The sequence below is a fragment of the Pseudomonas sp. D5(2026) genome, assembly GCF_057766845.1.
On sequence record NZ_CM173421.1, the window covers coordinates 2,275,052 to 2,299,263 of the forward strand.

Consider the following 24,212-nt stretch of genomic DNA (forward strand, 5'->3'; position numbering starts at 1 on the left):
TGGGTTCAGTGACGGTGTTCGCGGGTGACCCCGGCGTCGTAGTGGCTGACCACTTGTTGCCAGCCAGCGGCGATCAGGGCGGCCTGGCCGAGGTCGTCCGGGATCACGGCGGCGCTGTCGCGGCGCAGCCAGACATCGGCTTGGCCTGAACTGTCGGGTGGCAGGATCAGCAGCAGGCTGCCGGCAATTTCCGGGGCCTGGCTGCGGCCCAGGTAAGCGCCGGGTTCCAGCCATGACCATTGGTGGCCGCCACGGCTCTGGCTGCCGGCGTCGACCACGAACGGCGGCAGGCCTTCTTCGGCCAGGGTTTGTACGCTGGGGGCGACGGCGTTTTCTTCGCGCAGTAGCTGGATCTCGTCGAAGGCCACCCACAGGTCGGTGTACAGGCCTTGCTCGGCGGCGGTGAGGTCGCGGCGAGCGTCGATCTGGTGGCTGGCGATGGCCTGTTCGTCCTCGCGCTCACCGCGCAGCAGTACCACGCTGGCGGCGAGCACCACGATCAGCAGGCTTGCCAGCAGCACGTACAGGGTTTCGTGCCCGGCACCGGCCGGGCGAATGATTTGGGCGCGGCTCATGGCTGGGCGATATCGGCGTAGTCCACTTCCACCACGTGCCCGGGGCCAGCATCGAACAGCACGTAGAATTCGCCGTCCGGGCGCTTGAAGGTCAGCGTCGAGTCGTCGCCAAGCTTGCCGCCGACCAGCACCTGTTCGTCATAACCGATCACGTCCAGGGTCACTCCGGGGGCACCGCTGCCGTCCGAGAAACCGCCGGTGCACTTGACCTGGCCGCTGGCCAGTTCTTCGCATTCGCACATCGGGTTGTGCGCCAGCGCAGGGCCGGCGGCCAGTACCAGGACGGGCAACGCCAGCGTGCGCATCAGGTGATTCATTTGTTTTCTCCTTGTTTCTCGAGCCATGCCACAGTGGCTGGCGATGCCTTGGTCAGGGGGATCGACGCCTGGTGCAGGGTGCCGTCCCAGCCTTCCAGGGTGATCCAAATGTGCGCGTCGGGTTTGGTGCGCGGTGGGATCGGCAACGAGGTACCCATGCTGTACGGTGCACCGAAGAAAAGGGTGCCGGCGGCGCGCAGGCTGCGTGGCTTGCCGATGCGCAGGTAGGCTGCCTTGACGTCCTTTATGCAGGCCTTGCACAGCGATGCATTGAACGATTTGAAGTAGCCGGCCGGGCCGTCGGCGCGTGGCGCCTCGTCACGCAGTTCGGCAAGGTCGAGGCTGTAGGGGCCGACCTGAATGTCACTGATCAGGTTGGCGCCAAGGCCAGCGTCACCGCGAAACAACCTGGCGTCGGCGAAGTATTTGGGCATGAAGCCCAGCGGAATCAGGATCAGCAGAATGTTCAGGTGAAAACGCCACTTCAGCCAAAGCTGCTTCAGCCGGCTGGTGGGCAGGGCCTTGGCCTGGCTCATGTGTGGGCCTCCACGGTGGTTTCACTGCGTAACGTACGCGGTGCGCGCTCGGTGCGCTTGAGGGCTGCGGCGGTGGCCTGGGCGGTGCGTTTGGTCCAGATCAGCAGGCCGCTGAGCACCATCAGGGTGAGGATCAGGCCGAAGAAGAACCACACCAGCTTGATCGGCAAGCCGCCAAAGTCGCCGGTGTGCAGCGGGCGCATGGACTCGGTGACGAACTCCAGGGCCGAGCGGTCGCTGATCAGGAACTGGCTGTCGACATCGCGTGTGTACGGATTCACCGAAGCACTCTGGAACATCAACGGGTACCAGCCCGGGCCTGACAGCGTGACGTGGCTGTAGGCGGTGGCGGGGAGCGAGATGGCGCTCACTTCCAGCCCTGGGATCGCCTGTCTGGCAAGGCGTGCCGCTTCATCCAGATCGATGCGCGAGGCGGGGCTGCCATCTGGCGTTTGTGGCACCTGTTCACGGGCGATCACTGGCACGTTGGGCCGGCTGGAAAGGGTGATGTGGTTGTCGGACAGGATCGCCTGGATCAGGAACCACGTGCCGGTGACGGAAATGACCGCAATGAACCAGATTGACCACACCCCGGACAGACGGTGCAGGTCACCCCAGAAAATCCGCGACCCGTGGCCGGTGCGTACAGGTTTGAAGAAGCCCTTCCAGAACTTCTTGTAAACCACCAGGCCGGTGACCAGCGAGGCCAGCATCGGCAGGCCGAGCAGCGAGACCAGGTACCAGCCCCAGCTGAAACCGTTGGTGAATGGCACCAGCCACCAGCCGTGCAGGGCGCGGGTGAACGCTTCGAAGTTGAAGTCCGGGGTCTTGCCCTGAATGGTTCCGGTGTAGGGGTTTACGTACAGCGTCGGGCTGGTACCGTCAGGCAGGGTGACATTGGCTTTTACCGCGAAGTGCGAACCATCCGGCTGGCTCAGGCGCTCCACCACCATGTCCGGCTCGGCCTTGTTCAAGGCCTCCAGTACCTGCTGAAAGCTCATGCGCTCGGTGTCCGCGTCTGGCTTGTTGGCGCGCACAGCCGGATCGGCGAGCCAGACGATTTCCTGGCTGACCACGGCGAGCATGCCGGTGAAGCAGACGATCAGGACAAAGAACCAGATCGGCAAGGCGAGCCAGCTGTGGACCAGGAACCACAGCCTGGATTTGGATTTTTTCGGTGATTGGGCCATCAGACGGTCTTCTGCCATGGGTGGTCGAGCGCGTGCCAACCAAAGAGTGCTGTACTGATAAGGACGAATGAGAATCGAAAACCTGCAGGTTAAAATGAAAGCAAATGTTTCAAAGCACAAACGCCGGACTGCGCACGAGGCACCAGTCCGGCCTTGAAGGCTGTTTGTAGAGAGGGGTCAGGCGCGGGTCAGTGCCACTGCTGCTTGGGGCTTTTCGTGCAACTGCTCCAAGTCCTGATACAGCGCTCGGCCAATTTCCGCAGCGCGGGCCGGCAGGACCGAAAGCAGGGTGTCACTCAGGCCGTGGCTGTTTTCGCAGAAGCCTTGCAGGTACACCGAGGCTTGCAGGTCCGGGCTGGCCAGTACGCGGTAGTTGCGGTCGACGCTGAAGTCCTCCAGGTAATCGGCCAGCGGCGCCAGCAATTCACGGTGCGAGCGGCGCTCGTAGCCGGTGGCGAGGATAACGGCATCGTAGCGGTGGGTTTGCTGCTGGCCGGTGGCGAGGTCGCTCAGGGTCAGTTCCAGGCCTTCGCGGGTGGCCACCACCACTTCCACCTGGCGCCGACACAGCACGTTGTGGCGGTGCTGATGGGCAACTTTCTGCCGGTAGAGGATGCCGTAGATGCGCTCGATCAGGTTGAGGTCGACCACCGAGTAGTTGGTGTTGTGGTATTCGCCCAGCAGTTTGCTGCGCTGTTCGGCCGGTTCGTTGTAGACCAGGTCGGTATAGTCCGGCGAGAAAATCTCATTGACGAAAGGGCTGTCGTCGGCGGGCTTGAGGGCCGAGCCGCGCAGAATCATGTCGACCTTGACCGACGGGTAGCTGTCGTTGAGGTCGATGAACGCCTCGGCGGCGCTCTGGCCTGAGCCGATCACGGCAATGCGCATGGGTTTGCCAGCCGTGCACGGCAGTTTGGTCAGGCTGCTCAGGTACTGCGAGTGGTGGAAGACTCGTGGGTCGTCCTTGAAGGCACCGAAGTTTTCCGGGATTTTCGGCGTGCCACCGCTGCCCACCACCACCGAGCGAGTGGGGCGGCTGTATTCGCGGCCTCGTCTGTCACGCGTGATCACGCGCAGGTGTTGGGCCCGGCCTGCATGCACATACGGTTCGATGCGCAACACCTCCTGCCCATACACCGCCTGGGAGGCGAAATGCTCAGCGGCCCAGCGCAGGTAGTCGTTGTACTCCAGGCGGCAGGGGTAAAAGGTGCCGAGGTTGATGAAGTCGGCCAGGCGCTGCTTCTGGTGCAGGTAGTTGACGAAGCTGTAAGGGCTGGTCGGGGTGCGCAGCGACACCAGGTCCTTGAGGAACGAGATCTGCAACTCGCTCTGGGTAGCCAAGGTCTCGCCGTGCCAGTGGTAGTCTTGCTGCTTGTCGATGAACACTGCGTCGAGCGCATGGCCCCGGGATTCGGCGAGTTCTTCCAGGGCGATGGCCAAGGCCAGGTTGGAAGGGCCGAAGCCCACGCCGATCATGTCTTTGATGGTTTCCTGCTGTGAGGACTGGCTCATGGCTGCGATTCCCTGAATGGTCGAATATGACGCCCGCCGGGGCTCCGGCCCCTGCGCAAGTACATGAGTTGGAACGAGCCAACCGGGGGGGAATTTAAGCGGGCTAAAGAACAGCGCGAGGCGGCCGATGTGGTGGTTACGGCAAGGACCAGTCTTTCAGGCAAGGAATCGACATGAGCGGCATCACGGCAAGCAACCTGATGATCAATGGCGTTTCAGCGCAGACGCTTAGCGCGAACGCAGCCACCGAGCGCGAGCAGGCGAAACAGGCCGGTGAGGCGGCGGGGCCGGTGAGCGTCAGCAGTGACAGCATGAAGGTGTCGGCGGGTAGCCAGGCGCAATCCGCCGACACTCAAAGCAGTGGCGAGTCGGTGGCGGTGGCCGAGCTGCGTCAACTGATCAAGGATCTGCAGAAGCAACTGGCAGAAGAGCAGAAACAGTTGGCTGCATTGCAGGACAGGAAGATGGACGAGGCTTCCAAGGCGGCAGCGGTTGGTGCCAAGCAGGCGAGCGTTGCCACCCTCAACGGGCAGATCATGGCGGCCACGGCGCAGTTGCTGGAGTTGTTGCAGCAAGAGGGCGGCAGCAGTGCGGGCGGGATGGTCAGTGCTACGGCCTGACAGTGATCTTGCTCAAAATTTGAAAAGCCTGCGCGGTCGCCTGTAGGGGCGGGTTCACCCGCGAAATGGCCGGGACTGGTGGCCAATTTCCACCCGCCGTTCACCGTTGCCGCCGCTACCGTATTCGCGGGTAAACCCGCTCCCACACGTTCCAGGATATGGCGGTTATTCGACCGCCAACCGCCCCTTGTTCTGCCGCTCTGCCTTGTACTGCATGGCCACTGCCGGTGCCGGCTTGGCGGCACCGGTTTCCAGCCATTGACGCATGCGGCTGGCATCGGCGAAGTGGGTGTACTTGCCGAAGGCATCGAGAATGACCATGGCCACCGGGCGGTTGTCCATGCGGGTCAGCAGTACCAGGCAGTGCCCGGCTTCGTTGGTGAAGCCGGTCTTGGTCAGCTTGATATCCCAGTTGCTCTTGTTCACCAGGTGGTCGGTGTTACGGAAGCCCAGGGTGTAATTGGGCTTGCGGAAGGCCACGGTCTTTTCGCGGGTGGTCGACAGCTCACTCAGCATCGGGTATTTGCGCGAGGCCATCAGCAGCTTGGCCAGGTCGCGGGCAGTGGAGACGTTCTGCGTCGACAGGCCGGTCGGCTCAACATAGCGGGTGTGGGCCATGCCCAGGCTGCGGGCTTTGGCATTCATTGCCTTGATGAACGCCGGATAGCCGCCGGGATAGGCGTTGGCCAGGCTGTTGGCCGCACGGTTTTCCGACGACATCAAGGTAATCAGCAGGGTTTCGCGGCGGTCCAGCTGGCTGCCCAGGCGCACGCGCGAGTACACGCCTTTCATTTCCGGGTTGTTGGCGATGGTCATGGTGAGCATTTCATCCATGGGCAGCTTGGCATCCAGCACCACCATCGCCGTCATCAGTTTGGTGACCGAAGCGATTGGCACTACGCGGTCCGCGTGGCTTGAATACAGCTCCTTGTTGCTGTTCAGGTCGATCAGCAGAGCGCTGCCTGAAGCCAGATGCAGTTTGGACGGGTCTCGTTGAACCTGGGCCGGGGGTTGTGCAGCAGCAGTCGACGGAAGGGTCGCGGTACCTGTGAGCAACAGCAGCAGGCTGAGGATAGACAGGGATGTTTTCACGTTGAGGCTCACTAAAAGTTTGTATGTCGTTGGCTGTGCAAGGGTTTTCCCCCTTAAAACCGATGCATTCTGGAGTATGGCTGATTTGCTGTCGAATGCCTTATGACTAAAGGGCGCAAGGTGAACGATATTTAATCCTGTACCCCTTCTGTACCCATAACGTTCTTTTCCAGTTTCGCCGGTTCCGCCCAATCGTTGGCAGAGTTCAACCACTTGGCGCGGGTCGAGAGAAGCACCTGCATCGAGTGCCCAAGCTGCCCAGCAATGAACGCTGGATTCGTGGTGACTAGCCAGAAGGCTGGAAGGTGAATGGCGACTCCGTCGAGGATCGTGTCCCGGGAAGTGGTGTAACTCATCATGGTTCTGGCCGCTGAGTTCGCCGTGTAGTTGATCACGGCCGACAGCTTGGCCTGTGGATTATCGCTGACAGCCTCAAAGGCCTCCAACTGCATGTAACGCCGTTGCAGGCACCATTTGTCGTTCTGCTCCAGCAGCATCGCGCTTACCAGATCGAGCGCCGCCCGCGCGGCGCATCGCGAGCTGGCGCTCGCTCCTACGTTTTTTTCGGGCCAATTGTTCCTGAGGATTTTGCGCGCGAACGCCTTGGCGCATGGCTCGATAGCGCGTCGTACAAACCAGGCGGTCGCGCGCTCCCGCACAGGCGTTATTGGCCCGAAAAAAACGTAGGAGCGAGCGCCAGCTCGCGATGCGCCGCGCGGGCGGCGCTCGATCTGGCAAGCGCCAAAAACCTCATGACGAACAACTCCAGGCCCCACCGAACCCAACGCCATGATCGTCCGCTTCGGGTCCAGGCTGCGCACCGGACGTTTTCACACAGCCTGGGTCGATAGCCGCAAACCGCACCTGACCGCATTCGACCCTTCGCAGCCGTTCGAGGTGTCCAGGATACCTGTGGCGATTCAAATCAACGGCCAGGGGCGGCCTCCGAAGTCAGCGCTAATCAGGACGGGACAACTATCCGTCGAGTCAATATGGCCTAGTTCGAAGTCGCAATCTTGGTTCTGTCAGGCAGGGCCATGCATCACTACAGTGGGCACCGACAACACCTTTCCACTGCGAGCAACTACCCATGAAAAGCCGTATCGATTACTTCAAACTGTCCCCCCAGGCGTCCAACAAGTTGGTGGACCTTACCCTGCACCTGAGTAAAAAGCCGCTACTGGCCGAGCTTGCTCACCTCGTCATGCTTCGGGCGTCCCAGCTTAATGGCTGTGCGTTCTGCGTGGACATGCATGTGAAAGAGGCCAAGATTCATGGCGAGCGCGAGTTGCGTCTTCACCACGTTGCCGTCTGGCGTGAGTCGCAGCTGTTCTCGCCTGTCGAGCGCGCCGCGCTGGAGTGGGCCGAAGCTCTGACCCAGTTGCCACCCCATGGCATTCCTGAAAGCTTGTATGCGAAGGTGCGTGAACACTTTTCGGAACAGGACTTGTCGGATTTGACGTTCCTGATCGTCGCGATCAATGGTTGGAATCGCCTGAACGTGGCCTTTCAGGCGATCCCGGGTTCGTCCGATGAGGCATTCGGTTTGACCAAGGCCAACCTCAACTGAGCATCTTGCTGATCAAAGCGCCAAGCTGCTCGCTTTGGGCAGCCGTGGCGCAGTTTGTAAAGCTCAGCAGCAGCCCCGAATGACGTTGAGACGATAAATACCAGCGCGACAATGCCTGTACCGACATGCCCCTTGCCAACAATTGCTCGGCCAGGGCCGTGTCGCTTGTCTCTTCTGGTAGACGCAGCAGCAAATGCATGCCGCCTGGGGAGCGATCAACCTGAATGTGCTTCGGCAAACTTCGTTCCAGCGCTTCAATGGTCATCACTCGTCGTTCGTTATAGAGCCGGCGCATGCGCTGGATATGGCGGGTGAAATGACCCTCTGCGATGAACTCCGCCACCAGGGCCTGGGTAATCGATGGTGAACCGGCGGAAAATAACGTCCGACCCACGCGTTCAAACGCCGCTACCTGCGCCTGGGGCACCACCAAGTAAGCCAGGCGGATACCGGGAAACAGCACCTTGCTGAATGTGCCGGCATACAGAACCCTCCCATTGCGATCCAGACTGGCGAGCGCCGGAAGCGGACGACTGACATAGCGATACTCGCTGTCGTAGTCGTCCTCGACAATCCAGGCGCCGGTGCGGGCCGCCCAATCCAGGAGCAGCTGCCGTCGAGGCAGCGATAAGGCCATTGACAGCGGGCTCTGATGCCCCGGTGTAACCGTGGCTACCTGCGCAGGCTTGGACGTAGCGATAGCCTGTTCCACATTCATACCATCACCATCAACCGGGACTGCCTCCAAGTCCATCCCGAACTGGCGAAGTACCTGGCGCGTAATGGGATAACCCGGGTCTTCCACCCACGCGCGCTCGCATGACTGCAACAACGTCTGAGCGACGAAGGACAGGCTGTTTCGCCAACCACTCGTGATAAATACCTGATGGGCACCGCAATCGATACCTCGGGACATCTGCAAATACGAGGCGATGGCGCTGCGCAATGCCGGCAGACCGTGGGGCGCCGGATAATCCAGATCGCCCAGACGCATGCCGCGTAGATATCGAGCACCGAGACGTGCCCATATCTTTCGCGGAAATGCATCCATTGCGGGCACACCCATCTGGAACGGCAAAAGCTGGAGCGGTCGACGTATGGAGTCAGAATCGTCTGTAACCTCCAGCGTAGGGGGCATTGCGCTGACCGCCCTTTCAGGCGTGCGCAACTCGGGATTGACCACTGTGCCTCTCTGCCCGAGCGCCAGTAGGTAGCCCTCACTGGTCAGTAAAGAATAGGCAAGTTCGACGGTGCCGCGCGCAACACCTAATTCCTTTGACATGGCACGCGCGGACGGCAAGCGATCACCGGGAGACAGGGTGCCGGCAGCGATAGCGGTCAGCACTCGGTGGTAGAGCTGACGATACAAAGGAGAGCTGGATAGCTCATCCAGAGGCGCGAAAGGAGGCGAAGAAGAATTCGTCATGGCCTAGTTCATATTCCATTTCTTGGCTCAATCAAGTGGGCTAATCCTAGTTCAAGATAGCGCCATCACCTACTGGCAGAGGCTAGCTTTCATGACACTCACTCCTCACCAATTTGTACCCAGCGTGCTTGATCTGGCTGACGCCAACCTGCGCCCTCTGGATACCTCTCACGACCTGCACGCCGCGTTTCCGGTGATGCAGCAATTGCGCCCTCACCTGGCTAGCGAAGCCGACTTCATCTGTCGTGTCGAGCGTATGCGCAACGAGGGATATCTTCTGGTTGGTGCCTTCGACTCAGGCAGTCTGGTGGCGCTGGCTGGTTACCGCCTCCAGGAGAATCTGGTCTACGGCACATTTCTGTATGTCGACGATCTCATAACCGCTGAAACCCAGCGAGGTCATCAATGGGGAGCGCGGTTATTGAAGGCCTTGGAGCGGTTGGCGCGCGCCAGTGGCTGTGCCCGCCTTGTGCTTGATACCGGTTTGGCCAACGCCCGAGCCCAACGCTTCTACTCCCGTGAAGGCCTGCATAACAGTGCGCTGCGCTTTCAAAAACAGTTCGACGCACCATGACTCTCGCCTTATCAAACTGAGGCAATTACATGACTTCCCAGAAGCAGCCAATTGTTCCGTTTAGAGTTCTTCGCCTGGTCGCCAGCCCCAATGGTGACAGTTCGGAAAGTCTCAAACTGTCCCAACACATTCTGTTTGCCTTGGCCCTCCATGCTGGCAGACGCGGTATCGAAGTGACGGATTTCGATCTCCACACATTAGCTCCAGTCGATGCCTCATACGCTCAGACTCTGGCCAATCAGCGAGCGGTCTCAGCGGGAGAACAAGAGGGGACGCTGAACCGTTCGAACGCACTCATCGATCAATTGCAGGAGTGTGACGTACTGCTGATTGCCACTCCAATGCACAACTACAGCGTGCCCGCCCCGCTCAAGGCCTGGATTGACCATGTAGTGCGCGTGGGCAAGACGTTCCTGAGCACCAGCGGAGGGAAGGTCGGTACGTTGGTGGATCGACCGGTCTATGTCGCCATTGCTTCCGGTGGCTACATCAATGGGCCGAGTGCCCGACAGCCCGACTTTCTGCGCCCCTACCTGACCGCCGTCCTTGCGACCATCGGCCTCAACCAAGTGCATTACTTCAGCGTTGAAGGTACTGCCAAGGGAAAGGCGTCCCTGGATGCTGCTAGAGAGCGTGGATACGGTGAGGTACAGGCTTTCTTCTCCAGTGTCACTAACGCTTTGCAAGGACAACGCCTATGAGTCGCCTCAATTGGTTTGCAGCATCGCCCGGCGCCGCCAAGGCCCTCGGGGGACTGCATCATTTCGTAACCACTGGGACAGACCTGCCGGCTCCATTGATCCATCTGGTTTTTCTCAGGGTTTCTCAACTCAACGGTTGCGCACATTGTATTGATCTGCATTCACGTGATTTGATCAAAGAAGGCATGTCGGTGGACAAACTGCTGCTGATACCGGTGTGGCATGAGGCGCAGTATCTGTTCTCGGAGCAAGAGCGCTCGGCATTGGCCTGGGCTGAGGAAGTCACGCGGGTAAGTGAAACTCACGTCTCTGATGAAGCATATGCAGCCGCATCGGCGGTATTTGCAGAAAAGGATCTGGTCGACCTGACAACGGCGATTGCCGCAATGAACGCTTTCAACCGTATGGGCGTCAGTTTCCGTGTACGGCCTGCTGCCAAGGCGTGATGGCTATGTTGGGGCCGCGCAGCGGCCTTGACCAAGATGTCTGCAATGGGTTGATTGCGGTCAGTTGCGGTTTTCCGCTATCGACCTACCAGAAATTGGCAGCTGTCCTCTTCCCGGTTCGTTGCTTGTGCACGACTTTCTCATGCGTCGCTGAAAATGCAGGACTAGTGGAAAACCACCCAGCGAGTGCACAATAACTGTGCCCAAGCAGCGCGGAGTTTTTCCGGCCATCTTTCGTCACAGGAGTGAGCATGAAAGAACACAGTTATGCTGTCACCGTAAATTGGATAGGCAACACGGGTGATGGTACTGCCAGCTACACGGCATACCAGAGAGACTTCAATGTGGAAGCTCCAGGCAAAGCACCTATCCTTGGCTCCGCCGACCCTGCCTTTCGCGGAAATCCCGAACGCTGGAACCCGGAAGACATGTTGCTGGCCTCGATCTCGGCTTGTCACAAGCTTTGGTATCTTCATTTGTGCGCAGTCAACAATGTGAACGTATTGGAATACGTCGACCACCCGATGGGCCGGATGGTTGAAGCTGACGGCCAGCGCAAAGGCCATTTCAAGAACGCAGAGTTAAGGCCTTCGGTCATCATTAGCAACGAATCGGATCTGGATCTGGCAAAACGTCTCCATGACGATGCTCACCATGAGTGTTTTATTGCCAATTCGGTCAACTTCCCCATCACATGCAGTGCTGTTGTCAAGCATCGAAACTAGATCTTTTGCGCGCACTGGCTGCGGCTCTGATCTGATCGTACGGTACTCAATTCCCGGCCCCTGGGCGCGACTAGTATTGAGGCAAGTGTCCACTATGGGTCGGTAGTAGCCGATCGCGACAGCCCGCCATCGACCCAAACGGATATTGCCGGTCTTTTTGGTCCGATTCGAGGCAGGCGAGCAGGATGGTTCATATTTTTACAGATGCTTGGCATCATAAGGTCTTTATGACCCACCGAAGGATCACCATGCTGCGCATTCTGCTTGTGTTAGCAATGCCACTAACCATCACCGCCTGTTCAGGTAGCGTTTACCAGTATGAGAGTCCTGAGGCTAGGCACCAGATGAAACAAGACTTGAAATTGAACACCATCATCGACTCTTCGAGAATGAACTGGTGCCTTCATCCATACGGCAGCGCTCCCGGGTGCAAGCCTGAAAAGGGAATTGGCATCGTCACACCGGATGCTCTGGTGATGGCCCATTTTGTCAATGGCCAGTATGTACTGGACCGCGTTCTCAGATCCAAAGATGTCCTCTGCTCAACCGTCCCGGGCGGAAGAGCTGCGAATGGCATTTTTTTTGCTTTTACGGCCTCTGACGCATACATGCTGGGACCACTGCAAGCAGACCGAGATGAGATCAACACTCGCTTCAAAAGCCGAATGTTTGATTACTTGCACAGTGATGGACAACAAAGCTTCAGCGGGCCGGAGATAAACTTCCAAAGGCCTTCCGGAGTAAAAGTAAGGAAGACAACGATTGCTCCAGCTGGTCCGTCTACCTTGATTTTGAATGACATGGTTGATGTGCTGGAGGTCTATAGCCCATGCTCACATACGTAAGTTGAGGGAGGACGCCGACGACACCTATCCCTGAAAGTGCGTGATCTGGTGAGGGCGTTGATACCGTGTATCGACCACAGTATTGCTCATACGGAACCACTTTAACTTCTCAGGGCGGTCGCCCAGGTTCAGGGCCCTTTGCTCGGCGTACTCTTGTTAGGAGCGTTGGGATTTTAAATGCCGTCGCTGGCCCAGGAGCCAAAACCATAGGCCGCCGAACTTGCTTTGGGCGCTTAGATACTCATCCTGAAGGGCAACTATGGGTCGTTAGCTGCCTGCAATGAAGGGCAGCTTCCGGCCAACAGCAGTCATTAGCCGCCGAAAAGCTAGGCCACCGGCCACGTCATTCAGCGCAGAGCTAGACTGAGCCCAGTATTCTGAATCGCTAATGGTGGTTCCCATGAAGCACTGGCTTCCCCTGCTGCTCACCCTGCCTCTGTCGCACACCCAAGCTGCGGGACCTGCCTTCAACTGCACTCAGGTCGGTAAGTGCTCCATGAACCCCACATTCAAAGCGCTTACCTGATGCCCGATGCTGTGCTCCCGATTTCCTTCTGGAGCCAGCCCTGCATGATGCGCCCCGACAGCAAAGTCGAAAAAGTCTACCTCTACCCCAAGCCTGTGGACTTTCGAAAGTCCATCGACGGCCTTACTGCCTTGGTAGAACTGGATATCAAAGTCGCCGTGTTCGACCCCGTGCTCTTCGTCTTCCTCAACAAGGCGCGTAATCGGATCAAAGTGTTGTACTGGGAGCGCAACGGCTTCTGCCTCTGGCTCAAGCGCCTGGAAGCCGAGCGCTTCAAAATGTCGCCTGAGCCCAGCGACGAAGCGATTGTCCTGACCGTCCAAGAACTCAATTGGCTGCTCGACGGTTTCGACCTTTGGCGCAACCGTCCTCATCAGGTTTTGACTCCGCGCTACGTCGCCTGACCCGGTATAATCCGCGGCATGATTTCCGTGCCCGACAATCTCCCAGACGATCCTGCCCTGCTCAAGCAATTATTGCTTGAGAGCTATGCTGCCCGTTTGCGCGAGCAGGAAGTCAATCAGGCCCACATCGTCCAAATTGACGATCTGAAAGAGCAAATCAAGTTATGGCGTGACCGTTTCTTTGGCCGCAAGTCCGAGCAAACCGTCGATCCCAAAACGCCGCAACTGGCCATGTTCGATGAAGCGGAAAATGACCCTCTGCTGGCTGTAGTCGATGATGCCGATGAAGAAGTCGTTGTCCCGGTCAAGCGCCGTGGCAAGCGCAAGCCACTGGCGGCTAATCTGCCACGTATCGAAGTTATCCATGAGTTGCCCGAACACGAACTGACCTGCGCCTGCGGTTGCCGTAAGCATGTCATCGGCGAAGAAACCAGCGAGCAGCTCGATATCGTGCCGATGCAGATCCGCGTACTCAAACACGTGCGCAAGATCTATGGCTGCCGTGGTTGCGAGACTGCTCCTGTCACTGCTGACAAGCCCGCCCAGTTAATCGAAAAAAGCATGGCCAGCCCAAGCGTGCTGGCCATGCTGCTGACGACCAAGTACGTCGATGGCTTGCCGCTACACAGGTTTGAAAGTGTGCTGTCCCGCCACGGCATCGAGATTCCACGACAAACCCTGGCGCGTTGGGTGATCCAGTGCAGTAAATACTTCCAGCCGCTGTTGAACCTGATGCGTGATCGGCTGCTGGAAAGTCCGGTGATTCATTGCGATGAGACCCGCGTCCAGGTGTTGAAAGAACCGGATCGAGACCCGACCAGCCAATCCTGGATGTGGGTGCAAGCCAGTGGCCCGCCTGATCGACAAGTTGTGCTGTTCGACTACACCACCAGCCGTGCGCAGGAAGTACCATTGCGTCTGCTGCAAGGCTATCGCGGCTATGTGATGACCGACGATTATGCGGGTTACAACGCTTTGGCGTTGCAGCCCGGTATCGAGCGACTGGCATGCATGGTTCACGCGCGCCGCAAGTTCGTCGAAGCACAAAAGGTGCAGCCCAAGGGTAAGACCGGACGAGCCGATGTGGCGCTGACGATGATCAATAAGCTGTATGACATCGAGCGCGACCTCAAGGAGGTCAGCGACGAACAGCGGTTCATCGGTCGCCAGGAAAGAAGCTTACCGATCCTCGGTCAGCTGAAAAGCTGGCTGGACAAGACGTACGCCCAGGTGACGCCGCAAAGCGTATTGGGCAAGGCGGTGCATTACCTGGCAAACAACTGGAGCCGCCTGGAACGGTATGTCGAAGCGGGCCATTTGCCAATCGACAACAACCTGGCAGAGCGTGCGATAAAACCGTTTGTCATTGGGCGCAAGGCTTGGCTGTTCAGTGACACGCCCAAGGGCGCCACGGCAAGTGCGCAGATATACAGCTTGGTCGAGACCGCCAAGGTCAACGGCCAGGAGCCCTATACGTGGCTGCGCCACGTACTTGAGCGCCTGCCGTATGCGTCGTCGGTCTCAGACTACGAAGCCTTGCTGCCATGGAACTGCTCGCCAGAGATACCACGGTAAGCTGAGGCCCTATCTTTTAGAAGGTGGGGTTCATGGATCGCACTCTCAGGTCGAGGCCGGCAGCATCGAACAACAGATCTGCCAGAGCGAGCCGCTCTCGGCACTGGACCGGAAAATGGCCGAGGTCTACACAGCCGCGCAGCAGAAGGCCGGCAATGAACATCCGCCGGTGCTCAAGACCGAGCAACGGGGCTGGATCAAAGGCCGCAACGATTGCTGGAAAAGCGCGGACCAGCCCGCCTGCATCGCCGACAGCTACCGCCTGCGCATCGCCGAACTGCAGGCGCGCTACCGGCTGGTCGAGGCCACCGGCCCGGTGTTCTACCAGTGTGACGGCAACCCGGCCAAGGAAGTGGTTGCCCGCTTCTTCCGCACCGAGCCGCCCACGGCCATCGTCGAGTTCGGTGACCGCAGTTCGCTGATGTACCTAGAACAGACCGCAAGCGGCGCGCGCTACCAGGGACAAAATGAGAGTTTATGGGAGCACCATGGCGAGGCCATCGTGGTGTGGGGCTATCAGGAGCCGGAAATGCACTGCACAGCGCGTTGAAAGCCGCCGCTATGACCCATTGCAGAAATTCTCCAGGGGTAGCTATCGGCCAATATCGAACTTTGATGTGGTCCGCCACGAGGACATCATCCAGAACACAGGCGCGCCCTGCTTCCTTAAAGCTGCATTACGGCGAGCGCCCTGCGCAGAGGCTCGTCGGATATCTGGATAGGACCGTGAAATGGTACGTCCATATCCAATACCAGATACACGGAGGCCGCGATAAGCATTGAAGAAACGACGAACATTCCTGTCACCATTGAATTACGTGGCGCTCGGTATCCAAAACTGGCGAAAATGAGCGTCAACCACGCAACCAGCATCCCAATGAGTGGGCCGGGAATTGCCCCCTCTGACTGCTCGACGATCCTCCAGCGTTGCTCGATAAGCGAATGATATTGCTGACGAATATCCTGAAGCATAGTTTCATGGTAGCGGTCCGGCGGCTTTATGGCAGCCAAAGATTTCCCTATGTCATCCAAGTATTTAGCTGCCTCGCTGTTACGATGTTGCAGCGCCTCGTCCCCCCGGTATGGCGTCTCGATAGCGTGCTCAAGATAGGTGACCAGTCGGTTGCGGGTGTCTTGTGCCGATTCGCCATAGCCCCGCAGTGTCCGATCAAATATGATCATGCTGGTTGCATACCCATGAAAGTTAGCGTCAATGGACTCGAAGGTATTTTTGGCAGAATTGATCATCAATCCAAAGACCAGCGATGTCATAACCACAAAAATGTTAGCTACCAGGCGAATCACTGTATTTGTGTCTTCGTCTCTGTGGTGGGATGCCAGCTTTGGGTACCACTGCATCATGAGAAGCGAGGCGGCAACCAAGCACCCAAAAATGGCCACTGCGATCCAGAGAGAATTCATGCATCAAGGCCTCGATCAATCTGACTCAAGTCTTAAAAGATAGACCGTGGCCGACCGCTTTGGGTCGGTTGCAGCCATTCGCGAGTGACCGCTAACGACCCAAAGCGGACATCTACATACTCTGATTGACTAAGCTATCGCCCACCGCACGATGGTGATCAACACTCGGACTTGAACGAATGACAGACAATCCTTTCCGTATTCCAACGGATGCTGAAATTGCTGACGCAGAGAGCAGGCTCAATTTTCGCTTTCCCGATGAATACATCCGCTTCCTGAAAGGTGGCAGCGATGTCGCAAACGCCGCATTTGAACCAGCGGTGATTTTGGGGGGATGCAGCCATCTGGATATCTTTGAAATTACCGAAGCCGCCTGGGCCCAAGGCGTTCCTCGAGATTGGTTGCCTTTCATTGAAGACAACAGCGACTACTTCTGCATATCGCGGGCTGGTGTTGTCCGGTACTGGTCACACAACGGAAGCACAAACGAAAGTTGGCCAACCTTTGCCGCCTGGTTCAAACAGGTCTGTATAGCCCTTGAGTAGCGTCTGTACGATATCTGCAACCCGTACCAAATGTTCGATTCTGGCCGAACACTGCCTTTCGTCCCCGGCAGCTATGGGTCGACAGCGGACTGTGGGAGGTGGATGTAGCTGACGACCAGGACAGATCTTGGTTGGCAGAACGCTTGGATGGGGGAGTAAAGCTGTCTAAAACCGCCCGAAAGCGTCTCGGTTTTATTGGGCCAAAGTCGCTGAAACTGGCTGAACCGTATTAGACAGGCCAGATGGTCCACCAGGCGGTCAAGACTCGGAAGGTAAAAGGGAGCAGCCCGAGGACCGCGACGATTGCGCGCAGACTCGGCCCTTTCGAGGCAGGCAGAGACCAGGCCCGCCGGACCCATCGCGGGCATCCAACGCCGAGCGCTATAGTTGTCACAAGCGCCCACTGGAGTAACTGCCAGTACAGTGTGTAAAGGCTGGCAGAAGTACTGTTCAGCCCAACTGATTGAAGCCCAGCCCCGCGCTGGGTTTTTGCATTCATGCGACGCCATGAGGCGCTTGTGATAGCAGGGCCGGGCATCGACGTTCAGCGGTGGATGAGCGAGAGCTCGCTGATGATGCAGATTGAGCCGTCCTCGACGGGTGTTGCGTCGGTGTAATCGAACTGGTTGTAGACCCCGCCGTGGAACTCGAACAGGTGTGAAGCCCAGGTGCTGTCGAGCTGCAAATTGCCCGACGAGGCGGTTACCCCGTTGCATTCGGCCGTCACGGTTACCACGCCTTCAGACGTGGTGTGAAGGCTGATGTGGAACGTCGCACCCAGTGGCACCCCCTTCAGGACTGTGGAATTCACCGGGTCGGTCTGGTTGAAGGTTCGCCGAAACCCCAGGGTGATGTTGCCCTTGTTCCAGAACACCTTTACCGGCGGGCCGTCATCCCCGCGTACGTGCATCTGGGCAATGACCACCTTCTGCGCGGAGTTGACCTTGGTCAGCGTCATGGTCTGGCGATTCCAGTGATTCTGGGCGCTGGCCAGCGTCCAGTCATGCGTTTCTGTCCATTCGCAGCGTGTCCTGTGGGTGCTTTTGCTCGAAGCACCTTTGGTGGGGGCTGAGAACTGGATCGAGCCATCGCTGAGCACCGTCACGATGCTGGGAAAGCGGGCAATCGCTTCAGCACCGTTTAGCTCCAGAGCAACGGGATTGGTTGAGGAGACGGCTACCGGTGTGGCAATGGTGAGGTTGCTGATATCTACGGCCATGGGGAACTCCTGGCGAAAGGGTTTGAGTGGTAGAGCAGCCGTGCAAATGGCTGCTGAACACAAAGTTAGCCCACGGCTAAAATCAAATCAATAGCTTTGGGCTAAAATAATTTCGCTTTGGGGGTATGTTACCTATTGGCGAAATTTTTAGCGGTGGGGCTTTACGCTGTATTTGGCGGTGAGATAAGCTTTCGCTGAGCACTGTACGAATATACAGCTATCAGGATAAGAATATGTCTAGGCACATGCAGTCGGAACCTCAACAGCGCCAGGAAATGACTGGAATAGAGCGGCTTAGCCTGCGGGTATCGTCAATGATCAACCACCCGCTCGCGCAGACGCAGCGTTGGGTAGTGGTGCACCGCCTGGATAACGACGGTGAAGCGGAATGGGAGGAGGTGATGGGCCAGTTGCGGGAAACGCCCGAGTTGCAGCTGACGTTTAATGATGACGCTAGCGTGACGGTGCGATGGGCGCGCAGCAGCGTGGAAGAGCGTGATGATTTTGTCGTCGAGCGCGACTGCGAGGTGCAGGTCGAGGAGGCGGCTCCTTTCTGAACTTCAGCAAAAGCCCGCCGGTCAGGGCGGGCTTCGGTTTATACCAGGTGGGCATTCCACACCAGGAGGACCCTGGCCTGTATGTAGGTCTCTTCCCGACGAATCATGCGATCTTTGTGCCGCGAGTTGTCGGAGATCATTTCGAAGTGGTCCTCGTCCGCGATCTGTAACCGCTTGATGTAGATGTGGTCGCCCCAGGAAAAGAAGTAGATGCCATCGCCGACGAACTCTCGGATGCTGACATCGACGATCAGCGGGTCGCGGTGCCTGATGGTTGGCTCCATCGACTGACCCCAGCCGGTCACCATCTTCAGGTGATAGTGCTCGCTGAACTCTACGCCCAGCTCGCGCAGGTGGCTGGGGCTGACGCGAACGTCCTTGAACATCTCAGGGTAGTCGTGGGGTATCTGGCCGCCGCCCATGGCAGCCCGCACGTCATAGTGGGCAATCCACACTTCGTCACCGACCAGGCCGGGGCGAAGCGGCTCGGCTTTCAGCAGCGTGGCATCTGCAGGCTCTTGCGCAGCTGCCAGCAGCCTTTGCCGGGTTTCTTCAGAAATCCCTTTGCCGCTTCGGGCAAGCATCTGCTTGACCAGGTCGGCTGCGGAGAGCCTGTTATCACCTGACTCGACTGCCGCTTGCACGTGTTCGCCTGGTGACAGTGCGTCGAACCAGCCCCGTGGCAAGCCTTCGATGCCCTCGATGCGGCGGGCCACGTCATCGCCCAGGTTTTTCACGGTCTTGTCGGAAAGAATCTGGCTCAGGTGTGCAGGCGCCATCCCCCAGCGCTCTGCGCAGGTGCCCTTTCTCTGGCTGCCGATCAGTTTCACCAGGTTGTGCTTGCGAATTTGGTAAATGTCCATGGGGTGAAGCATGCCAGTGTTTAGCTTGCTGCTAAATGTGCGCACGGCTAAATCTGCTCTTGTAGTAATGTTAGCTGTAGGCTAAATTAAACGCGCGAACAAGGAAAGCTATCGAGACATTTTTCTCCAGGGCTGATCACACCATCATCTGTAATGAGGTTCACATGGATCCGACCGACCTCGGCCCGGGCACCGTCACTTGGTTGGGCGGTACGGGGACTGTACTGCTAGGTGCGTTTCTTTGGCTGCGCAAGTGGTTGTCCCGCGATGCAGTCGACCGTGCGATGGACAATGCCGAGATTGCAGTCATCCGTCGTCTGACAGAACTCCTGGATATCGAACGGGACGCCCGAAGAGAGGCGCAGGCAAAAGCTGATCTGCTGACCAAGGAACGAAACGAGCTGGTGATGACCGTGGGCCGGCTGCAGGGCAAGGTCATGGTGCTGACCAGTCAGCTGGGCAGTAGCGGCCGAACACGAGGTGGCAACCCCGGCAATCCGTGAAGAACAAAAAAAAGCCCGCCAGTTTGGCGGGCAACAGGGCTTAGGGAGCAACGCACAACAAATTCGGGTCAGGCAGCCAAGGTGCCTGGCTGCAACTGTTCGGCCAGTGCCCGGGCTGAGGCGAGCGTCGGCATCGGGCCGCTGACGGCTTCACCGTTGCGAACCAGGTACCAGCACGCCAGCAGGCCCTGCTCACGCAGTGAGGCGGGAACGGCGCTACCGACAACGGACATGATCTGGATAGTGGCCATGGGGACCTCCTGTGAAACATGGCTTCACCATACGCAGCAGCCGGGGCTGTTTGAAATTAACTTCCTCGATAGTGATCATTGGTTCTATCAACCGTTACCACGTCCGGCCTTGTTACTTTGACTCCGTTGTTTGTCAACCGAGCACAGTGAAGCGGTAAAGGTTGTGTCAGGGGCGACCAGTGGCTGACTCTGTTACGCTGGATAAACGTTTCAGTCATGACTAAGGAGCCTGTTATGCCGACAACTCCAAGCCGGGACACCGTGCTTTGCATCTCTCTGGCCGGTCGCCCGGGGACCTTCGGTGTGCGCTTTCACAACCACCTGTACCAGCAGCTGGGCCTGGACTTCTACTACAAGGCCATGCGCACCGATGACCTGCCGGCGGCGGTGGCAGGGATCCGCGCTTTGGGTATTCGCGGCTGTGGGGTGTCGATGCCCTACAAGGAAGCCTGCATGGCTTTGGTCGATGAAATCGATCCCTCGGCGGCGGCCATTGAGTCGGTCAATACCCTTGTCAACTGCAATGGCCACCTGAAGGCTTACAACACCGATTACCTGGCCGTGCGCCAATTGCTGGTGCAGCACCAGGTCGATCCGGGCACTGCGTTTGCCCTGCGAGGCAGCGGGGGCATGGCCAAGGCCGTGGCCAGCGCCTTGCGCGATGCCGGCTTTGCCGAAGGCATTATCGTTGCACGCAACGAGCAGGCCGGGCGTCAGTTGGCGGATGTCTGTGGTTATCGCTGGATGCCTGAGCCTGGCGATATCTGCCCGCCGATGCTGGTAAACGTGACGCCGATCGGTATGGCAGGCGGGCAGGAGGCAGATGAGCTGGCGTTTCCCGAGCACGCCATCGCGGCGGCGGAGCGGGTGTTCGATGTGGTGGCGATGCCGGCGCAGACGCCGCTGATTCGTCGGGCTCAGGCGTTGGGCAAGCCGGTGATCACTGGGCTGGAGGTCATAGCGTTGCAGGCGCTGGAACAGTTCGTGTTGTACACCGGGGTAAGGCCATCGCAGGAGCAGGTGGATGCGGCTGTGGCGTACGCGCGCGCTATCTAGTTGCCCCCGCCCCCTTCACGGTTTCAACTGCGAAGGGGGCTGGCGAATCCAGGGTCAGAACACCTTGTTCCCGCCATCGAGCTGCTTGTCGACCAGTGCACGGCCGTGGGCCAGTGACACATGCTGCGCATTCTCAAGGTCGGAGAAGAACTGCATTGGCATCGACATGCGCTTGCTGGTGTGCCCATCAGGGGCCGTGATCAGGCAGCCGGCGGCATAGGGCAGGGGTGAGTCGGGGTGGGGCATCACGCTGGCGGTGATGGTGTGCTCGCGGTATTCACAGTGAAGAGATTGCATCGTCCTTACCTCGCTGTGGCATGTGAAGCAGTTACCTTCGTATACCACAGCAAGAGGCCGGGAGTTCCCGGCCCGACGAACGCGCCGCGACGAACGCTCAGCCTTTGAGCTCGGTTGGCTGGATTACTTCGACCCAGTAACCGTCCGGGTCCTTGACGAAGGCCAGGTGGTTCATGCGCCCGTCTTGCAGGCGTTTCTGGAACGGTACTTCCAGTTCCTCGAAGCGCGCGCAAGCGGCGCGTACGTCGGGTACCGAAATGCAGATATGGCCAAAGCCGCGTGGATCGGTGTTGCCATTGTGGTAGGCGAACTCGGCATCGTTTTCGGTGCCATGGTTGTGGGTCAGCTCCAGCACGCCGGGGATCGACTTCATCCACTGGTGGCGGGCGTTGTCATCAGCGGGGATCTGTGCCGGGTCGACCAGGGCCAGGAAGTACAGGCTGAAAGCGGCTTCAGGGAAGTCACGCTTGTCCACCAGGCGGAAGCCCAGCACGCGGGTGTAGAAGTCCAGCGACTTCTCGATGTCCTTGACCCGCAGCATGGTGTGGTTGAAGACGAACTGGGCGGTGGCGGCGTCAGGTTGTGCGGTGACGCCAGGCAGGGTTTGCAGATCGTGCAGGCTCATGGGAACTCCTGAGACGGGGCCGGGCGCAAGGCGCCGGCAAAACAGACAGGCTGGCCATGATACGGCAGTGCGACGATTGCGCAAATGAAAGCGCCCTGCAAAGGCAGGGCGCTGAAATTAGAGGCCCGCATGTGCGGGCGCGTGATGGGGTCGCTAATCCTTTAGCTGTTTCGATACTGAGCCAGTCCTTGTGAAAAAAGTGTGAAGCCTGTGTGCACATTTCATCAGCGTACCCAGCTTTCTACTGTGGCGGCCCCATACTGTTCTTTCCAGGCTTTGAGGCCGCGGTGGTTGCCGCCTTTGGTCTCGATTCGCTCGCCAGTGTGCGGGTTCTGATAGACCTTGACCACCCGCGGGCGGCGTTGTTGCTTGGGCGGTGTGCTGGAAGTGCGGGCCACAGCTTTCGGGTCGAGGATGGCGATGATATCGCGCAGGCTCTTGTCATAGCTTTTCATCAGGCCGACTAGTTTCTGCTCGAATTCGATTTCGCGTTTGAGGCCGGCATCCTTTTTCAACGCTTCCAGTTGCGCCATCTGTTCCTGGAGCGCTTTTTCGGCAGCACGAAACTCTGCAAGTCTGGACACTGTAATCACTCCTGTACGTCAGTCGTGGCAGGGCGTGACGAACATTGAAGAAGAGTAAAAACGCCGGCCACGCAGGTGGGTTCCACTGTTCGCTGATATCGAGTGTAGTCATTCATGGCTACTGGGTAAACTGCTAACTTTTTGTAAGTAATCCGGGAACTTTCCCAGTTTTGCGGGCGATATTTTTCAGTTTTTCTGCGGTTGCGCGACCGGATGCCTAGACCATGGTCCAATGGCCCGCACCAGAGCCTTTGCGCGATCATTTCAGATGATGGCCGACCCATGTTCGGACCTGCCGCAGTGCCGTGGCCAGCCTGTGCCACAGGTTGTTAACTCGTCTTCATTCTGGATGTTTCCTCGCATGTTTTCCCCTTTCCCCCTCGCTCCCGGGCGCCGTGTTACCGGCCTGTTTCTATTGTGTGCCGGTGTCAACGCCCAGGCTGCCGGGTTTCTTGAAGACAGCAGTGCCAGGATCGAAGCACGCAATGTCTATTTCAACCGGGACTTCCGGGACGGTTACAGCAGTTCCAGCCAGGGCGCATCCAAGCGCGAAGAGTGGGCACAAGGCTTCATCCTCAATGTGCAATCGGGTTATACGCAAGGCCCGGTAGGTTTCGGTGTGGATGCGCTGGGCATGTTCGGCTTCAAACTGGATTCCAGCCCGGCCGACAGTAACAGTGGGTTACTGCCCTCGTCCGGTCACGATCCCCGGCACTCGGCCGACCAGTATGCGAAGATGGGCCTGGCGGCCAAGGTCAAGGTCTCCAGTACTGTGCTGAAGTACGGCTCAATGATGCCGGATGTGCCGTTGCTCAAGTACAACGATGGCCGTCTGCTCCCGACCCTGTTCCAGGGTGCCATGCTCACCTCCGAAGAACTGCACGACCTGAAGTTCACCCTGGCTCGCCTGGACAAATACACGGCTCGGGATTCCACCGACCGCCAGGACATCCGCGTGCATTGCAAGAACAAGCGTTATGCTTGCGGTACCGAAGCCGACCACTTCGACCTGGCCGGTGTCGACTATCGCTTCAACGAGCGTTTCAGCGCTCAGTACCAAGTGGCCAGGCTGGAGAACATCTATCGCCAGCACTTTCTCGGGCTGGTGGCCAGTCAACCGCTGGCGGTGGGCAGCCTGTCGGCTGACTTACGGCTGATCAAAAGTGATGACATCGGCAATGCCCGTGCGGGCGAAATCGACCATCGCGCCTTCAGCGGCATGTTTGGCTACAGCGTCGGTGGCCACAAGATCAGCGCCGGCTGGCAACGCATGTATGGCAATAGCGCCATGCCGTACCTGGATGGCAGCAACCCGTATCTGGTCAACTACGCCCAGGTCAATGATTTCGCCGCTGCCCAGGAGCGCTCCTGGCAAGTACGCTACGACTACGACTTCAAGGCGCTGGGTGTGCCCGGCCTGACCTTCTTCACCCGTTACATCAACGGCGACAATATCAAGGTGCCGGGCAGCCGTGCCGAAGGCAAGGAGTGGGAACGCGACACCGAGTTCAAGTACCAGGTGCAAAGTGGCACTTTCAAGGATGTCAGCGTACGCCTGCGTAACTCCACCTACCGCAGTAACTATGAAAAGTGGGCGCGTGACATGGATGAGACGCGGGTCATTGTAAGTTACAATTTCTCGCTGTTCTAGACATC

29 protein-coding genes and 1 pseudogene are annotated in these 24,212 nt (G+C 58.5%); 15 read left to right on the forward strand and 15 right to left on the reverse strand.

Annotated features, from left to right (window positions below; translation table 11 throughout):
• Positions 1-5: 5 nt before the first annotated feature.
• The 5 genes from AC3B5Q_RS10410 to AC3B5Q_RS10430 all read right to left on the reverse strand — a co-directional run bounded on the left by AC3B5Q_RS10410 (position 6) and on the right by AC3B5Q_RS10430 (position 4,130).
• On the reverse strand, positions 6-575 hold the full coding sequence (locus AC3B5Q_RS10410) for a DUF6162 family protein (RefSeq protein WP_021784229.1): 570 nt from the start codon (positions 573-575) through the stop codon (positions 6-8).
• Complete coding sequence (locus AC3B5Q_RS10415; RefSeq protein WP_103444212.1) at positions 572-892, reverse strand: hypothetical protein; 321 nt, start codon at positions 890-892, stop codon at positions 572-574. Before AC3B5Q_RS10415 ends, AC3B5Q_RS10410 begins: the two co-directional genes overlap by 4 nt.
• On the reverse strand, positions 889-1,428 hold the full coding sequence (locus AC3B5Q_RS10420; RefSeq protein ID WP_021784227.1) for a PA2404 family protein: 540 nt from the start codon (positions 1,426-1,428) through the stop codon (positions 889-891). The genes AC3B5Q_RS10415 and AC3B5Q_RS10420 overlap by 4 nt, the downstream gene beginning before the upstream one ends.
• The gene (locus tag AC3B5Q_RS10425) at positions 1,425-2,618 is read right to left on the reverse strand and encodes a PepSY-associated TM helix domain-containing protein (RefSeq protein ID WP_279934851.1); all 1,194 of its coding nucleotides are present in this window, start codon (positions 2,616-2,618) and stop codon (positions 1,425-1,427) included. Before AC3B5Q_RS10425 ends, AC3B5Q_RS10420 begins: the two co-directional genes overlap by 4 nt.
• Before the next feature lie 177 nt (positions 2,619-2,795).
• Complete coding sequence (locus AC3B5Q_RS10430) at positions 2,796-4,130, reverse strand: lysine N(6)-hydroxylase/L-ornithine N(5)-oxygenase family protein (protein WP_021784225.1); 1,335 nt, start codon at positions 4,128-4,130, stop codon at positions 2,796-2,798.
• Positions 4,131-4,303: 173 nt separating this feature from the next.
• Between AC3B5Q_RS10430 and AC3B5Q_RS10435 the strand changes: the two genes are divergently transcribed.
• Positions 4,304-4,750: a hypothetical protein gene (locus tag AC3B5Q_RS10435; protein ID WP_021784224.1), complete on the forward strand. Its 447-nt coding sequence runs from the start codon at positions 4,304-4,306 to the stop codon at positions 4,748-4,750.
• A gap of 165 nt (positions 4,751-4,915) precedes the next feature.
• Here AC3B5Q_RS10435 and pbpG read toward each other — a convergent pair whose 3' ends face one another.
• Entirely contained in the window at positions 4,916-5,842 is a 927-nt protein-coding gene (gene pbpG, locus AC3B5Q_RS10440) for a D-alanyl-D-alanine endopeptidase (protein ID WP_021784223.1), read from the reverse strand.
• A 389-nt stretch (positions 5,843-6,231) separates the two neighbouring features.
• A pseudogene (locus AC3B5Q_RS10450) lies at positions 6,232-6,351 on the reverse strand (IS256 family transposase); the annotation flags it as partial.
• A gap of 581 nt (positions 6,352-6,932) precedes the next feature.
• Between AC3B5Q_RS10450 and AC3B5Q_RS10455 the strand changes: the two are divergent.
• Positions 6,933-7,412 (forward strand): carboxymuconolactone decarboxylase family protein, encoded by a 480-nt coding sequence (locus AC3B5Q_RS10455; protein WP_021784220.1) that lies wholly within the window; start codon positions 6,933-6,935, stop codon positions 7,410-7,412.
• Here AC3B5Q_RS10455 and pdxR read toward each other — a convergent pair.
• Positions 7,405-8,838 carry a MocR-like pyridoxine biosynthesis transcription factor PdxR gene (pdxR, locus tag AC3B5Q_RS10460; protein ID WP_021784219.1) on the reverse strand — a complete coding sequence of 478 codons (1,434 nt, stop codon included), beginning with the start codon at positions 8,836-8,838 and terminating at the stop codon, positions 7,405-7,407. The two genes, AC3B5Q_RS10455 and pdxR, sit on opposite strands and share 8 nt — an antisense overlap.
• A gap of 91 nt (positions 8,839-8,929) precedes the next feature.
• On the opposite strand from pdxR, the gene AC3B5Q_RS10465 reads away from it, so the two are divergent.
• The 8 genes from AC3B5Q_RS10465 to AC3B5Q_RS10500 all read left to right on the forward strand — a co-directional run bounded on the left by AC3B5Q_RS10465 (position 8,930) and on the right by AC3B5Q_RS10500 (position 15,184).
• Complete coding sequence (locus AC3B5Q_RS10465; RefSeq protein WP_488393075.1) at positions 8,930-9,412, forward strand: GNAT family N-acetyltransferase; 483 nt, start codon at positions 8,930-8,932, stop codon at positions 9,410-9,412.
• A 29-nt stretch (positions 9,413-9,441) separates the two neighbouring features.
• Entirely contained in the window at positions 9,442-10,113 is a 672-nt protein-coding gene (locus AC3B5Q_RS10470; protein ID WP_488393076.1) for an FMN-dependent NADH-azoreductase, read from the forward strand.
• On the forward strand, positions 10,110-10,559 hold the full coding sequence (locus tag AC3B5Q_RS10475) for a carboxymuconolactone decarboxylase family protein (protein ID WP_028697704.1): 450 nt from the start codon (positions 10,110-10,112) through the stop codon (positions 10,557-10,559). The genes AC3B5Q_RS10470 and AC3B5Q_RS10475 overlap by 4 nt, the downstream gene beginning before the upstream one ends.
• A 251-nt stretch (positions 10,560-10,810) precedes the next feature.
• A complete protein-coding gene (locus AC3B5Q_RS10480; protein ID WP_103444215.1) occupies positions 10,811-11,284 on the forward strand; it encodes an OsmC family protein in 474 nt (157 codons plus the stop codon).
• 248 nt (positions 11,285-11,532) lie between these two features.
• A complete protein-coding gene (locus AC3B5Q_RS10485; protein WP_488393077.1) occupies positions 11,533-12,129 on the forward strand; it encodes a hypothetical protein in 597 nt (198 codons plus the stop codon).
• Between the two features lie 570 nt (positions 12,130-12,699).
• Entirely contained in the window at positions 12,700-13,059 is a 360-nt protein-coding gene (gene tnpB / locus AC3B5Q_RS10490; protein ID WP_019437365.1) for an IS66 family insertion sequence element accessory protein TnpB, read from the forward strand.
• An 18-nt stretch (positions 13,060-13,077) separates the two neighbouring features.
• Positions 13,078-14,634, forward strand: a complete 1,557-nt coding sequence (tnpC, locus tag AC3B5Q_RS10495; protein WP_247957659.1) for an IS66 family transposase — start codon at positions 13,078-13,080, stop codon at positions 14,632-14,634.
• Positions 14,567-15,184: an MliC family protein gene (locus AC3B5Q_RS10500; protein WP_488393078.1), complete on the forward strand. Its 618-nt coding sequence runs from the start codon at positions 14,567-14,569 to the stop codon at positions 15,182-15,184. Before tnpC ends, AC3B5Q_RS10500 begins: the two co-directional genes overlap by 68 nt.
• A 116-nt stretch (positions 15,185-15,300) precedes the next feature.
• Here the strand turns inward: AC3B5Q_RS10500 and AC3B5Q_RS10505 are convergent, their stop codons facing one another.
• Positions 15,301-16,056 (reverse strand): bestrophin-like domain, encoded by a 756-nt coding sequence (locus tag AC3B5Q_RS10505; protein WP_021782109.1) that lies wholly within the window; start codon positions 16,054-16,056, stop codon positions 15,301-15,303.
• 179 nt (positions 16,057-16,235) lie between these two features.
• Between AC3B5Q_RS10505 and AC3B5Q_RS10510 the strand changes: the two genes are divergently transcribed.
• On the forward strand, positions 16,236-16,601 hold the full coding sequence (locus tag AC3B5Q_RS10510; RefSeq protein WP_021782107.1) for an SMI1/KNR4 family protein: 366 nt from the start codon (positions 16,236-16,238) through the stop codon (positions 16,599-16,601).
• 544 nt (positions 16,602-17,145) lie between these two features.
• Here AC3B5Q_RS10510 and AC3B5Q_RS10515 read toward each other — a convergent pair.
• The gene (locus AC3B5Q_RS10515) at positions 17,146-17,820 is read right to left on the reverse strand and encodes a polysaccharide lyase family 7 protein (protein WP_488393079.1); all 675 of its coding nucleotides are present in this window, start codon (positions 17,818-17,820) and stop codon (positions 17,146-17,148) included.
• A 233-nt stretch (positions 17,821-18,053) separates the two neighbouring features.
• Here AC3B5Q_RS10515 and AC3B5Q_RS10520 point away from each other — a divergent pair, with 233 nt between their 5' ends.
• Complete coding sequence (locus AC3B5Q_RS10520; protein WP_021782105.1) at positions 18,054-18,377, forward strand: DUF1654 domain-containing protein; 324 nt, start codon at positions 18,054-18,056, stop codon at positions 18,375-18,377.
• A gap of 38 nt (positions 18,378-18,415) precedes the next feature.
• On the opposite strand, the gene AC3B5Q_RS10525 is transcribed toward AC3B5Q_RS10520, so the two are convergent.
• Positions 18,416-19,240 carry a S24 family peptidase gene (locus tag AC3B5Q_RS10525; protein ID WP_021782104.1) on the reverse strand — a complete coding sequence of 275 codons (825 nt, stop codon included), beginning with the start codon at positions 19,238-19,240 and terminating at the stop codon, positions 18,416-18,418.
• A gap of 164 nt (positions 19,241-19,404) precedes the next feature.
• On the opposite strand from AC3B5Q_RS10525, the gene AC3B5Q_RS10530 reads away from it, so the two are divergent.
• A complete protein-coding gene (locus tag AC3B5Q_RS10530; RefSeq protein ID WP_021782103.1) occupies positions 19,405-19,743 on the forward strand; it encodes a hypothetical protein in 339 nt (112 codons plus the stop codon).
• Positions 19,744-19,811: 68 nt separating this feature from the next.
• Here the strand turns inward: AC3B5Q_RS10530 and AC3B5Q_RS10535 are convergent, their stop codons facing one another.
• A complete protein-coding gene (locus tag AC3B5Q_RS10535) occupies positions 19,812-19,994 on the reverse strand; it encodes a hypothetical protein (RefSeq protein WP_021782102.1) in 183 nt (60 codons plus the stop codon).
• 234 nt (positions 19,995-20,228) lie between these two features.
• On the opposite strand from AC3B5Q_RS10535, the gene AC3B5Q_RS10540 reads away from it, so the two are divergent.
• Complete coding sequence (locus tag AC3B5Q_RS10540) at positions 20,229-21,050, forward strand: shikimate 5-dehydrogenase (RefSeq protein WP_176682411.1); 822 nt, start codon at positions 20,229-20,231, stop codon at positions 21,048-21,050.
• 54 nt (positions 21,051-21,104) lie between these two features.
• Here AC3B5Q_RS10540 and AC3B5Q_RS10545 read toward each other — a convergent pair whose 3' ends face one another.
• From AC3B5Q_RS10545 to AC3B5Q_RS10555, 3 genes are all read right to left on the reverse strand, one after another.
• A complete protein-coding gene (locus tag AC3B5Q_RS10545) occupies positions 21,105-21,347 on the reverse strand; it encodes a hypothetical protein (protein ID WP_021782100.1) in 243 nt (80 codons plus the stop codon).
• A gap of 97 nt (positions 21,348-21,444) precedes the next feature.
• Positions 21,445-21,972, reverse strand: coding sequence for a lactoylglutathione lyase (gene gloA, locus AC3B5Q_RS10550; RefSeq protein WP_021782099.1), 528 nt, complete (start codon positions 21,970-21,972; stop codon positions 21,445-21,447).
• Positions 21,973-22,196: 224 nt separating this feature from the next.
• On the reverse strand, positions 22,197-22,556 hold the full coding sequence (locus tag AC3B5Q_RS10555; RefSeq protein ID WP_021782098.1) for a histone-like nucleoid-structuring protein, MvaT/MvaU family: 360 nt from the start codon (positions 22,554-22,556) through the stop codon (positions 22,197-22,199).
• A gap of 361 nt (positions 22,557-22,917) precedes the next feature.
• On the opposite strand from AC3B5Q_RS10555, the gene AC3B5Q_RS10560 reads away from it, so the two are divergent.
• Positions 22,918-24,207 (forward strand): OprD family porin, encoded by a 1,290-nt coding sequence (locus AC3B5Q_RS10560; protein ID WP_103469795.1) that lies wholly within the window; start codon positions 22,918-22,920, stop codon positions 24,205-24,207.
• The last annotated feature ends 5 nt before the right edge of the window (positions 24,208-24,212 follow it).